Below are 13074 nucleotides of genomic sequence, written 5' to 3'. Positions count from 1 at the left end.
TATCAATTCGCAAGTCGCAAGTCGCAAGTCGCAACGATGCTCCCGCCCCGTTCCGCTGTTTTCATGCCCAAAGGGCTGTACGCAATTAAAAAAGTTAGATATGAGTAAAACTACCTCCCAAGTCAGTTTCCATCAATTTATCCCTCCAGGGCTGGAGTCAGCGTTGATTTCACCTGCCGGATTAGGAATACTTTTTTGTGGCTTGGTTATCCTCATAGCTAAATATATTGATAGCAAAGGAGGGAAAGGAAAACTGGCAACGGCAAGATGGGGAGTTGGTGCAGAGAAAACAGCAGCCCGTAAACTGGGATGTAAGCAAATTCGAGAGCGCAGACATAATCGAGTTTGTTTATTTGTTGGGACTCCGAAAAATACCAAAACTGAAATTGTGAATCAGCGAAGAATTACACAGATACCGGAAGATGCAGCGACACTATACTTACCGGAAGCACAACGTGGGATTTTAGTTTGTGGTGGCCCGGGTTCTGGTAAATCATTTTCCATGATTAATCCATTACTCCGTTCTGCCATTGACCAAGGTTTGCCCCTAGTGCTTTATGATTTTAAGTATAGCGAGCAAGAATCACCTACAGCTAAAGCCAAGGGACAAGCCCCAATATTAGCAGGATACGCCTTAGAGCGTGGTTATGAAGTTAAGGTTCTAGCTCCAGGCTTTCCAGAATCAGCCGTTACCAATCCAATAGATTTTCTGCGTAATAACGAAGACTCAGAAATGGCGCGACAGCTTGCTATCACACTAAACCGGAACTTTCAACTGAGTTCAGATAAGTCGGGAAATAGCTTTTTCACCAATGCAGGAGATCAGTTGGTGCAGGCAGTGTTTATGTTGGCGAAAGGGACAAAGTATCCGGATATCATGATGTGCCAAGCAATTTTGGGATTGCCGAAATTAGTACATAGAATAGAACAAGCCGAAAATTTGAACTTCATGGTCAGAGAAGCGTTTGCACAGTTTGTGTCTGTAGCGGGGTCGCCGGAAACAGCAGCTTCAATAGTGGGTACAGCTAGTGGATTGTTCAGTCGATTTATGGTGCCGGCAGCATTAGCAGCATTCTGTGGAAAAACGAATATTCCATTGGATTTGAAGGGTCGGCAAATGATAATTTTCGGGATGAATAAAGAGAAGCGGGATGTAATCGCGCCGTTGTTAGTTTCCATTCTTCATCTATTAGTTAGCAGAAATGTGGCAGGAAAGCGCACAATTCCTTTGGTATTGGGAATTGATGAATTACCTACGCTGTATTTACCTGCCCTGGTCGATTGGCTTAACCAAAATAGAGAGGATGGGCTAGTGTCAATACTGGGATTACAAAACTTATCAATGTTAGAAGAAGCCTATGGAGAAAATACAACGAATGCCATTTTTGGAGGATGTGCGACCAAAGCATTTTTTAACCCACAGGATGATATTGCTGCCGAGCGATTTAGTAAGTTTTTGGGTGATGTTGAAATTAAGTATAAACAGCATTCTCGTTCTTCGGGAGGAAAGTCCGGGGCAAGTACGTCTAATTCTGACCAAAACGGCACTCGCAAATTATTTGAAGTGAATCAATTTAATACTTTACCAGAAGGAAAAGCGGTAATTATTAACCCAGGATTTCGCTCTCGTGGACAGATAAGTTTACCGATTTTAGAGAAAATTAAGATTCCCCAAAGAGATATAAAATCGGAAATTGAAAGTGTGAAACTCTGGTATGAGATTCAAAAAAAATTAGCATTACAATCCAGTTTAGAAATTCCAGCAGATGAAGAAATGAGAGTAAGACGGCAAGAGGCATTAGATTTGTTACCTCTGATAGAAAATCAAGAACAATTGTCAGAATATGCCAGTTTAATATAAAATCTGAATTCAGAAGAAAAGGCAAAGTCAAAGATTTATAATTTGCCGTTAATCCCCTGATAACTTATTTTTTTATATTTGTATTCTGACTCCTGGCTTCTGAAAATTAAGGAGTAAATATGCCTCAGTTCAACGAATATTTTTTAAGTGAAATTGCTAAATTACCACCTGATATAGCATCTTTAGCACATAAATATCCTCGTGAGATGATGAGTGTGATATATGCTTGGGATGAAGAACCATTTCCTGAAGGTTATATTCCTGAAAGTGTTGAAATTTATTATGCAATTCCTGGGGAAGCAAATGTCCGTATAGTTAATGGAGTCTTAAAAAAATATAATGTTCCAGAATTTGAAGGCAATCCTCATTATGTATCAGTATTCCTGGATGGAGATGTTGCTTACATCGAAATTGAGGGTAAAGAAGTGTTAAATAAGCTAGGTGGTGCTTCATTACCTCAAGTAACTATTGACCCATCTACTTTGATTGATATGCTAGCTTGGAGTAAGTCATGATTGAAGCATCTGATGCAGAAAAAATCGAAAATGATTATTTAGAGACTTTAGAAAATTTAATCAAGATAATTTACGAAAGTGCTAAAAACAGAGGAGTAAAATCCTCAAATAAAATCTCTATTACTGTAGATAATGAAAAAATATATAGAGGAAGAATTGATGATAATAATTTCCACAGAATTAATCCTTTTATTGAGAAAAACTTGGTAGATAAATTAAACAAAGCTATTTTTGAACCTCAGAAGCTAAAAGGAAAAGTATCAATAAAAATTGGAGAGGAAGAAGTATTTCATGTAGAAGATGGTGTAGTAGTAAAAGATGGATTAGGTTTATCAATAAAACTATCGCAGTCTCAATCTCAAACTCAAGAAAATGAATCTCAGAGGAATTTACAAGTAGCAGAGCGAACATATAATGTAGAAGAACTGCAAAAGCAAGTAGATGTTCTCCAAAATCAGGTACAAGAGCAGCAGAAATTATTTGAGAGTTGGAAATCTTCCCAAGTAACCGAAGAAAGTATTACTCAACTGACACAACAAATTGGTGAATTATTCAAGTCTCTAGAGAAGCAGCAAAACTTAAATGAAAATACCCAGCAAACTCTAGCTAAAATTAATCGCTTTTTACCACCAATTCAAAATACGAAGTTACAAAATTTTGTGGGTGGAATTGAGAAAGGAGTGAAGCAAATAGCACAAGGTTTATTGAAGAGGGTGGAAGATGCAATTATGCCAAAGTTAAATAATGTTAAAAACCAAATATATAACTGGAAATATAAAACTTATAAATGGAGTGAAAATGCTAAAGGTAAAGCAATTGAAAAAAGTGTGAGAGCATTGCTGAGAATTTTTGGTAAATCTAACTCAGATGGCTCTGTAAGTTTTAAAAGTTCTAGTTTCGATTTTGAGCAGCAAGGTGACAATATAATTGTTCGTGCGAAAAATGGAGAACCAGTTCTTCATAATGGAGCGTTATCACCTAATGTTTCAGAGCAGCAGTTAAAAGCACTTAAAAAAGTTAATGTTGTAGTTGAGCAGCATCATAGACTGGAGCAGAAGGCTAGACAAGAATCAGCATCTCTTGGTAAGGGAATGCGTAGATAATCTTCTTTATCTACTAAATTTAGGGGAATTTTTCTGATAATGATTATGCGGAGAATTAAGTCCCAACTTTTTCATAAGTTGGGATTTGTCGTTTCTAATTAATTGACGAACAGTATCCATTCTTTGATCAAAAGTTAAAGGTGAATCAGCTTGACCGACTAAACAGAATAATTCGTTAACCTTCTCGCCTGTGACTTTTTCGCCTTTAACAAATTTTCCTACTTCGATAAATAAAGCTTTCAGTGCTAGCTTATCCAGATTATGAATTTTCTGTTTAAGCATTAAATCTAAATTTTCTTGATACTGAAACCGGTTAACTAATTTATCAACTACGGGTTCTAGATTGTGGATAGATTTAGTAGTTGTAAGCTGTGATAGTTCATTAATGAGTGCTGGTATTTTCTCAACAAGAATAGACTCAGTAGCAGACTGCTCAACAAAGTCAATAATCGCATCTACAGCTTGTTGTGAAAGTTGATGCTGTTGTTTTTGAGTAAGAAGTGATTTCAGTTGCTTTAATATGGTCGTCTCATTACTTAAATTGTGATGGAATTGGGATAGTTCTTGAGAAAGTAGTGATAGTTTTTCAATTAGAGCAGACTCAATGGCAGACTGGTCAACAAAGTCAATAATCGCATCTAAACTAGACTGGAAAATTCCGGTGTGAGTACCTGTGTAGTCAATAATTCCTGAATTTTGCTGTTTAATGTCTCCTGAGACTCTCTCTGATGCTTGATTTCTGATGCCATAGTTTCCAATGCCTTGGTTAATTCTTTCAATGTAGTCTCCATGCTGCTTGATTTCCTGGAGTTCAACGTCTCGGCTAATTGCTGTAAGAAATTTCTCATTTCTTGTGCTTGGCTCTGTTCGAGGTGTAGGATTTTGTTGCTTAATTCTTCTATCTTCTCGGTTAATGATGCTACTACTAGTGCTATGACTTGTGTTTGGTCTAAGTTGTTGTGGGATTCCATTGATTTGCTCCTGTGTTTGATTTGATGGAGAAGGTAGTTCAGAGGCTAGCCGTTGTTGACGTTGCTCTGGAGTTAACTTCATTGGTGCTTCTATGGCAATGGCACGTTGCTGATGACGTTGTTGCCAATCTTTTAAATTCATCGCTTGATGGCTCACCTTTTCATAAGCAAGTGACCCAACAGCGACGATAAAATCATCCACTCCTTTATGTGGCCCTGGCAGTGTCACGATTTTGACTTTCGCACCTTGGTGTTCTAAAAGTCGTCCAGTCCGTGATACAGCAATTTGAACATTGTTTAATGTTTTGGGTTTGGTTTCGTAGTCAAAACAAAACTGAATATGCCTGTTAGGTGTGGCGAAAATGGCTAATTCTTCATGTAATACAGGCTCGATTTGTTCACCATGTTCATCCTTGCTGCGATACCCTGCATAAATTCCTGGCAATCCGATCGAGGCGTGTCCCTGACTTAACAGACTAGCCGCTTTCTTCGCTCCTTCCGTGATCGTAATAGGTAGATTATATTTCCAAACACAATACCAAAACCCAGATTGGCCATCGTTATGGGATGGTTTGACACCATGCTTCTTATAGATCCGGTCTGCTAAATCATCAGGGATATCTAGTAAAAAGATACTTAAATCAACTTTAGGTGGATGCTCATATTTGATGAATTTTCCGGGGTCATCAATTTGATTTCTAGGAGCATTAGGCTTGTAGCATCCCCAGATTTTGGTAGTTGGTTGTTGTTGAGGTTGCAGACAAGGAAATGAGCGAGGGTCAACCCCAGCATGACACCACCAACCACCAGCTTCAATGTGAGAATATCTCCTTAAATCGCCATCTCTGAGCCGTCCATCATTACGGCGGGAGATATTGTCACTATATATTAGATGTTCCCAAGCCTCATGTTCTTGTTCAATGGGGTCAAGATGTAGGCTTTTAAAGTTGAGTGTAGCAATATCTGGGTGAATCGCGCTTTTTTCTACTAGTTCTTGCCAGTGTTCTGGGTCTATATGCTCAGGACATGGCACAGAATATGGAGTCCAAAACGCAACAGTAGGTACATCTGTTTTTGGTTTGAGTATGGGTTTCTCAAAAACCTTGATATCCCCACTACCCCCTCCTGCCTGCACAAGAGCCTCTTTTTCAACTACTGACCGTACAACTGGTGAAGAGACTACTGTTTTAGGTGCTACTGTAGAAACTTCATTGTTAACACTTACTAGCTGCTGTTGCTGAGACTCCTTAACCTGTGTTCGTAGCAATTCCAGAGCATTTTCTTTGGCTTTTGACTCTTGTGCCAACTCCAATAATCGCGTTGGATCTTCGGTGTAAATCTTCAGTTCATGTTTGGCACGACTGGCCGCAACATAAAAACTCTCTTGCCCAATAGTGAAATCTGCCGAAATTAGCACACGGTCAGCAGTTTTACCTTGGCTACTATATGTTGTACTCACCAAGGCATAGTCTAGGTTCTGGGCTTGGAGTAAGCTGATGGACTCAGTGTGACCATCACTGTATTTAATCTCGGCTGTACCCAGAGCGATGGCGGAACGCCCAGCGTAGCTGATCGCAATAACAGTAAATTCTTGTCCGTTGCGTCGTCCCAATTGTCTATCATTCTTCTTCCATTGCAAGCGATCGCCCACAGCAATCTCAATCACATTTCTTTGGTAAACCGCCTTCTCAAAGGCCGTGTCTACTTCTAAAACCTGACCATCATCACTTTTGAGGGTTAACTTGTCAGTATTTTGACTTACCACTTCATATAATTTGCCCTTGGACAATCCCCGACGCTTGTAGTCCCGTGTCGGCATGACCACATCACCAAGTTCAAAATTATGAGCAAACTGCATCTGTACTTTTGACAGATTTTTAGTTTGCAATTGGGTGATGGGTGCAGTTTCTCCCAAAGTCCTTTCATCTTTAAGTTTTGAGCGAATGGCTTGGGTAAGGGCAAGTCTTTCAGTATTCGTTCCAGCTAAGACAAGGGTTTTGATGCGTTGCTCTGGTGTGCCTGATATATAATCATTGGCGATCGCTTCGATTTTGTCTGAGGCATCAACTCTAAGAATAGATCCATTGGCTAACAAATGTTCAAAACCCGCTTGTACCCTGCCATCAGCAATTAAATCGACGGCTAATTTCAGTTGGGGGTCTTTTTGGCGTAAGGATTCATTCAGGTGTGCGGTTTTAATTCCTGCCTGTTGTAGTGATTTGAACGGGTTGCCTGCTTCTACAGCTGACAACTGTTTTGTATCTCCCACAAATAATACTCTGGCTTGCTCAAGGGTTGCCCGTTGCAAGAGAGCGTGGGCATCTTTGGCACTAAGTAAACCCGCTTCATCCACAATCCAGATTTGATTAGGTTTTGCTTCTGGTAGCGGCTCAGACACCAATAATCGTGCCACTGTCTGAGTCTCAATCTCTAATTCTTGACTCAAAACCGAAGCTGCGGCTGAACTGGGGGCGAATCCTTTAATAGCGTAGCCAGCATCAGTGGCGAGTGCTTTCAATTCCTTGAGTGCAAAAGTCTTACCAGCACCAGCTACCCCCTGCCATGCAATAAACTGGTCTTTTGCGAGTGCAGCTATTTCTACGGCTTGCCTTTGCCCCTGATTGAGTGAGGTTTTCTCCAAAAGGCTTTCAACTATTTCTGGGTGTGAAATAGGGGAGAATTTCCCTTGACCTTGCTGCATCAAGTCAATCGTCGCCAGTTCCCTCTGCACTGCTTTCATCGTTGTAAATTGGTGAGTCAATCCTGGTAAAGTGATTAACTCTTGATGTTCTCTAATCAGAGGTTCAATTGTCGTGACATCAGTGTAGAGTCTTTCTTCGAGGATAAATTTTTCTAAGTCTTCCTGCTTAAACGCAACATTCTTCTCACTAGAATGAGCGATCGCCAAATCCAAAGCTTGTGCCAAACTCAAGTCATTGACTGGTATATCTTGTCTTGCTTCTCCCGGCTTAACAAAAGTAATCCCCAAAGCTGCCGCTTCTTGTTGCCAAAACTCTCGTAACTCTGATTCTGGTAGATTCTGCTTGCGTTGTCTGGTTGTGTCCCAAATTTTCTCACGTTCTGCCCAACTAGAATTAACCCCGGCTTTGGCAATAATTTGCTGTCGTCGTTTAGAAAAAGTTTCTAAATCCTGTTCCTTAAACCCCTTGATTTCAAATTGCCCATGTAAGCGAGGTTCTATCTCATACCCCAGCTTCTGCACCTCTCGCGCCAGATAGCTTTGGTATGCCATGCCCAAGAATTTTTTATTGGCGAATATCTCGTTGTTCCCCAAACTCAACCATCTACCATCAGGTGTTTGGGTCATATTCATGAGCAAACAATGGGTATGCAGATGTGGGTCTAAGTCACGACTTTCGATGTGGTCAAACTGGGCTACGACCAAGTCGCCAGTCTTCACCCTCTGTCTGCCATTGTCAGAAGTCACTCTAGTGTAAGCGTACCTCTGCTCTATTAGCTCCAGGGTTTGTTTCAATGCTTGATGGTGAGCGTCGATTAAACGAGTATCCCCACCCACTAAAGCCATCAAGCTCACACTTTTGGGGGCGGAAAATGTGCAGTCTAAGGCGGCTCTACGTTCAATACCTTTTTGGTTTTTTTTTCCTTCGACCTTCTTGACTACTCTGGAGCTTAAGGTCTGACTCCCATCGGGCGACATTCCTTCGATGACATTTTTAAAAGCATCTTCGTCATCAACTGCACCAGATAATCCTAACTTCTTCGCACCTTGACCACTCCAAAGGGACTTCCCTTGGTGGTAGTAATTCTTGACGAAGTACTTCACCGCCATCTCGGAGGAAACGTTAGCAGATGTCAGCATGGCGAACCCTCCCGACGATTTTACATAACTTAATACTCCTTCTCCTGCCCTCTAACAAATTCGGGTCATTTTCTCTGTTGGGAAGATAGTCGCCGTTTAAATAATTTTGAAAGTCGAAGTAAGTCCCAACCATCAAAGTTAGTAATAGCTGATGGCGAGTGAAAATATTTTCGTGGGGCTTTGATTCCAAAATAAATTTCTCCAACGTTTATCTTCTATTTAATATAGCAAAATAGTTGAAAAAACTTTCCGCCAAATATGGCGTACTGTGCGTCAAAATCAAAAATTAAGATGACATATAATTGCCATAAGGATACCGTGAGTAAGCCGTAGATTAGTCTGATATTAATCACAGAATTAGCATAAAAGCCATTTTTAAGAAGTCATAAGAACTGCTAGGAATTGCCATAAAAATAACATAAACAAGTCAAATATTCCCCTTGCATTTATGTTTTTTTATCGTACAATTAACAGAGAAATAACGCATTAGTAAAAAGCTGTACTGATGTGTTTTACTACTAAATATCTGCCCTACTGAATTATAAAAGTGAGGTAGTTTTGATGAGTCTGCTAAGGTTAGTTGTAGATCCAGGTGGTTCATTATTGAAGGGGTTTTACACGTTAGATCCCTTCAAGCCAGAATTAATTTTGATGGAGCCAGATGTAACGACAGTCCCGTTAGAAAGTTTAGAGAATTATGAGCAAACGAAAATAGGGGAGTCAAACCCTGAGAATAGTGCTTGGATTGAATATCAAAATAAGTGTCAAGCAGTAGGGTTCTTAGCCAGAAAACGTTTTAATGCTGATTTACAATTGCAGAAGCGCAAGTTTGAGTTAGCCTTACCCAAGGTGTTGGCAATGGTGGGAGCGATCGCTGACAAATACGAATTAGAGAATGGGACAGCAATTCATTTAGGGATTTTGCTGCCTTGGGGAGAATATCAAGACAGGGTGTTATTCCAGGAGTTGGTAACAACAGCCCTTTCTAACTACAAATTTAAAGGACGAGAAAAAACATTTTCATTGGAATTATTTTTATGTCTGCCTGAAGGTGGGGGGATTTTCTCTAGAGGAATAGCTCCTGGCTCCAACTTAAAAGAAAAATCTTTTGCAGTAGTGATGTTGGGTTATAGAGATGCAAGCATTTTGTTGATTGACCGTGGAGAGATGAGCAAGGGTAAAACTGACCCTTTAGGCTTCTCGAAAATGGTGGAATCAGTGAAGAGCCAAACATCGGGATTGAACCTAGATGAGTTGACATCAGCTATTTGTAAGTCTGGGAAAAACGCATCTCATAAAGCGTTGGGCGAATTAGCTTTAAATGTAGATCCAGTGTATAGAGAGTATGAAACTTCCAGAATTCGCAATGCTGTTGCGACTTGTAAAGAGGAATATTGGATGATGCTATCCAACTGGTTGAAGTTGCAAGTACCTCGTGATGTTGATGAAGTGATTATTAGTGGAGGGACGGCACATTACTTCCAGTCGCAGTTAAACAACTTGTTTTCATTCTCTAATATCAACTGGTGTGAAATTTTAGAGACACAACTGATGAATAATTTCCCTCAAGCTGTTTCTAAGTCTCTCAATTATCGCTTGACAGATGTTTATGGATTGTTTTTCTTTCTATGTGCCAAGGGAATAAGACAAAACTCTGATGTTGTGGGTGCAGGTGCAACAAATGGGTGAAAAAATTGAAAGAATGGATTATCGGTGTCGAATTTCGATGAACAAAGAGCCGTCCAGCGTTGCTCTGATCAAATACATTAAACAGAATAACGACATTAGCGAGAGGGAAAAGGTGTTATCTGCTTTGTCTGGATACTGGTTGCCTTTTGCTATAAAAGCCGACGGGAATTATTCAGAACAGGAAGTAAAGCAGTCTGCCAGAAATGCTATTTATAAGCTGAACTTGCACATAGCGTATTTGTTTGAAGCGTTTTTAAAAGAAAATATTCCTGTTAACAACTTTGGACAAAAGATTCCTGTTCAACCAATGGTGCAACAGGTGGAATCTCAGGTGCCTATATATAACGTGGCAATAGCTAGTGAGAATTTGATTGAACCAGAACAACCCAAGCCAGTCGTAGATTTCTTACCTTATCAATTTGACAATCTGGTGGAAACAATGTTCTAGAACTTGTGCAAATACGTTGTTTGAGACTTTATTGAAGAAGAATTCAGAAGTCAGAATACCCTACGGGAAGCAAGCTACAGGAGTCAGAACTTTCGTAGTGGGGGATTCAGACCTGCCAGTCGTACAGAATTCATGCTGAATTCTGACTCCTGAATTCTATTTAGATAACAAACCCTTTGCTCGATTTAGAAGGAATGGAAGTATGCCTTACACCAAAGAAGCCTTACAAAATATGTATTCTCTGTCACCAGAGGATGTTTTAGCAACCTTAACGGCGTGTGGACTTTCCCATGACACACAAGAATATTCAGATACCGATATTGAGACTCGGTTTGATATGGTTCGTCAATTGTTCAAAGATGGACAAGCCTCTGATTATGAACAGGCTACAACTCTTTTTCAACAAAATTTAGAGGATGATTCTTCGCCTGAATTGCCCGAAAACAAAAATGGACGCAAAAAATCTCGCAAAAAACTATCAAAACCATTAGATATAACTGAATTGCTAAGTTATGCGCGTGAACAAGGTTTTAAACTAACACTGACTAAAGCCTTACAAATTTTTGCTTCGTGCGGGTTAAAAGAGCAGGATGAATATACCCCAGAAGAAACAGAGCGTTTTCTAGCAGCGTGTAACTTAGTTGGTCAGGGGAAAACAGAAATTGAGATTGCAGCCAACCTTGGAATCAGTGAATTGGATGCCGCAGATATTCAGTTAACCTTTGAAGAAACACAACTACTAATAGAATCAGGAGGAGATCAACTGTTTGGGGAGATACTGCGAGAGAAAGCTGGACAACACGCGGCGATAGCTCCGGTTTTGTACTTAAAATATTTGGCACAGGAGATGGGGACAGAATCATCTCGCCAGAGTTGGCAAAACTTATTGGGAATGATTAAAGCTCGTGCCGTGGGAAAGCCTCGACCCCAATTTACCTCCAAGGTGCAAGTGCTACAGCAACAGTTGCAATTGAACAGTTTGCCACCGAACTCAGAGAATGGTTCGACTTCCGACTAGAACAAGAACGACAAACTATTGAGATTCAATTCCAAAAAACTTTGGATGTCAAGGCTAAGATACTGGCTTCTCAAAAACTAGAGCATCTGCAAGATTGGAATGAAGCCAAGGCAATGCAGAACAAACTCCGTAAACAACGTTCTGAACAATTCCGGTCAAACCTATTCTGGTTTGGAATGTGGGTGGGGTCTGGTCGTTCTGGGGTGTTCATGTTTCTAGCTGGTGCGGCGGTGTTTTTGACAGGGGGGTTACTGTGGGGTACTAATATGCCCAAAGCTATCTCCTGTCCCAGTCAAAAAACTCTGTGTTATCAACTGCGTTGGGATAAACCATCTGTGATTCTCCCAGGACAAATCAAGCAGATATTAAAAGATTATCAGCGTTCTCATCAACGTCGTCGTAGGTAAATATGGTGGTGATCATTTTTTTTCTAATCTTGATCATTGCATTGATTTTGATAGCTTGGGTGTTTAGACCCCGCTTTAGACCTGCCGATAGGACGGAATTTCCGCAAGTTCTTACTCCCACAGTTCCTTTTAGACCATCAAGCAAGAATTGGGTGCAGCGTCCTAGTCGCAGACATCAGCAGAATATTATCCATGCCGAATCTGTTTTGAAATGGCTTCGTAGCAAAAGCCCTGAAGCTGAGTTCTCTGTAGTGATTGCTACATTGCGTAGATTGACACCCTACGTTTTTGAGGAATTGCTTTTAACTTGTTGTCGGGAGCAGGGTTGGCGAATTCAACGCAATCTTAAATATAGTGGTGATGGTGGGGTGGATGGTCGTGTCTTAATTTTGAGTAAACTGTACTTGTTACAGGCGAAACGTTATGTGGGTTATATAAAACCCCAGCATATTAAAAATTTCCAAGAAGTTATCCAACTTCAAGGAGCTAGTGGTGGGTTTTTTGTTCACAGTGGCAAGACTGGGGGAATATCTAAACAATTATTGCAAGAATACCCACAAGTAAATTTGTTGAGTGGTCAACGACTGGTAGATTTTGTTTTGGGCAAGCCACTGCGAATTGTCGGCGTGACAATACCTCCAGAGTGATTTTCAGTAGGGTGTATTTTTGTCGAAAGGCAAACTACTTGGCTCTTCAAAGTTTTGCAAGTCGATTTCCATCTGCTTCCGGCGTTCCATATATGTCTGACTGGAAGCACATAATCTATTCATTTCCTGTTCGCCAAAGTTTATCCCTTGTTCGGCATCTCTTACAGATACCTTGTTGTAATTATCAACATCTAGCTTTTTACGTCTTTCCATCTCATCTAACCAACTTTCACTAATCCCAAGTGCCAGTTGAGATTCTCTATATTCGGGCTTGAGAGAACCATCTGGTTTAAACTGCTGTTTTTCTTCTGCGCTGAAGAAATCGTAAGCAGTGTACACAGGCCAAGGTATAGGATCTGTTTTATCAAGATGTTTCCATTTATCATATTTGATTTTTAACCTATAAGCATAGTCATCAATTGCTTCATTGCTCATACCCCTAGATGACATTTGTTGTCTAGCTTCATCTTTTAATGTTCCATCAGCATTAAATTCTTTACGGTGCATATTTATCCAGCGTTTAATTCTTGTTCCTAACATATTGAACTCCTGAAGAATTTTGAATACTTAAATA

Annotated in this window: 10 protein-coding genes; 8 read left to right on the top strand and 2 right to left on the bottom strand. The window is 40.2% G+C overall.

All coding sequences use genetic code 11. The features are described 5' to 3' along the window. The first annotated feature begins 100 nt into the window (after positions 1–100). The 3 genes from FD725_RS30140 to FD725_RS30130 all read left to right on the top strand — a co-directional run bounded on the left by FD725_RS30140 (position 101) and on the right by FD725_RS30130 (position 3479). Entirely contained in the window at positions 101–1861 is a 1761-nt protein-coding gene (locus tag FD725_RS30140; RefSeq protein ID WP_179051872.1) for a type IV secretory system conjugative DNA transfer family protein, read from the top strand. A 119-nt stretch (positions 1862–1980) separates the two neighbouring features. Further along, positions 1981–2376: a hypothetical protein gene (locus tag FD725_RS30135; protein WP_179051871.1), complete on the top strand. Its 396-nt coding sequence runs from the start codon at positions 1981–1983 to the stop codon at positions 2374–2376. Continuing rightward, the gene (locus tag FD725_RS30130) at positions 2373–3479 is read left to right on the top strand and encodes a hypothetical protein (RefSeq protein ID WP_179051870.1); all 1107 of its coding nucleotides are present in this window, start codon (positions 2373–2375) and stop codon (positions 3477–3479) included. The genes FD725_RS30135 and FD725_RS30130 overlap by 4 nt, the downstream gene beginning before the upstream one ends. Positions 3480–3485: 6 nt before the next feature. On the opposite strand, the gene mobF is transcribed toward FD725_RS30130, so the two are convergent. Further along, positions 3486–8291 carry a MobF family relaxase gene (gene mobF / locus FD725_RS30125; RefSeq protein WP_179051869.1) on the bottom strand — a complete coding sequence of 1602 codons (4806 nt, stop codon included), beginning with the start codon at positions 8289–8291 and terminating at the stop codon, positions 3486–3488. 561 nt (positions 8292–8852) lie between these two features. Here mobF and FD725_RS30120 point away from each other — a divergent pair. From FD725_RS30120 to FD725_RS30100, 5 genes are all read left to right on the top strand, one after another. Continuing rightward, positions 8853–9980: a ParM/StbA family protein gene (locus FD725_RS30120; RefSeq protein WP_179051868.1), complete on the top strand. Its 1128-nt coding sequence runs from the start codon at positions 8853–8855 to the stop codon at positions 9978–9980. Continuing rightward, a complete protein-coding gene (locus FD725_RS30115; protein WP_179051867.1) occupies positions 9973–10428 on the top strand; it encodes a hypothetical protein in 456 nt (151 codons plus the stop codon). Before FD725_RS30120 ends, FD725_RS30115 begins: the two co-directional genes overlap by 8 nt. 202 nt (positions 10429–10630) lie before the next feature. Beyond that, complete coding sequence (locus tag FD725_RS30110; RefSeq protein WP_179051866.1) at positions 10631–11446, top strand: hypothetical protein; 816 nt, start codon at positions 10631–10633, stop codon at positions 11444–11446. A gap of 41 nt (positions 11447–11487) precedes the next feature. Next, the gene (locus tag FD725_RS30105) at positions 11488–11853 is read left to right on the top strand and encodes a hypothetical protein (RefSeq protein WP_256872003.1); all 366 of its coding nucleotides are present in this window, start codon (positions 11488–11490) and stop codon (positions 11851–11853) included. A 29-nt stretch (positions 11854–11882) separates the two neighbouring features. Further along, positions 11883–12500, top strand: coding sequence for a restriction endonuclease (locus FD725_RS30100; protein WP_256872002.1), 618 nt, complete (start codon positions 11883–11885; stop codon positions 12498–12500). A 3-nt stretch (positions 12501–12503) separates the two neighbouring features. On the opposite strand, the gene FD725_RS30095 is transcribed toward FD725_RS30100, so the two are convergent. Beyond that, on the bottom strand, positions 12504–13040 hold the full coding sequence (locus FD725_RS30095; RefSeq protein ID WP_179051864.1) for a hypothetical protein: 537 nt from the start codon (positions 13038–13040) through the stop codon (positions 12504–12506). Between the last annotated feature and the right edge of the window lie 34 nt (positions 13041–13074).

The sequence above is a fragment of the Nostoc sp. TCL26-01 genome, from assembly GCF_013393945.1.
Classification (GTDB): domain Bacteria; phylum Cyanobacteriota; class Cyanobacteriia; order Cyanobacteriales; family Nostocaceae; genus Trichormus.
Note: the sequence above shows the minus strand (reverse complement) of the source record. Positions and strands in the feature narration are given on the sequence as shown.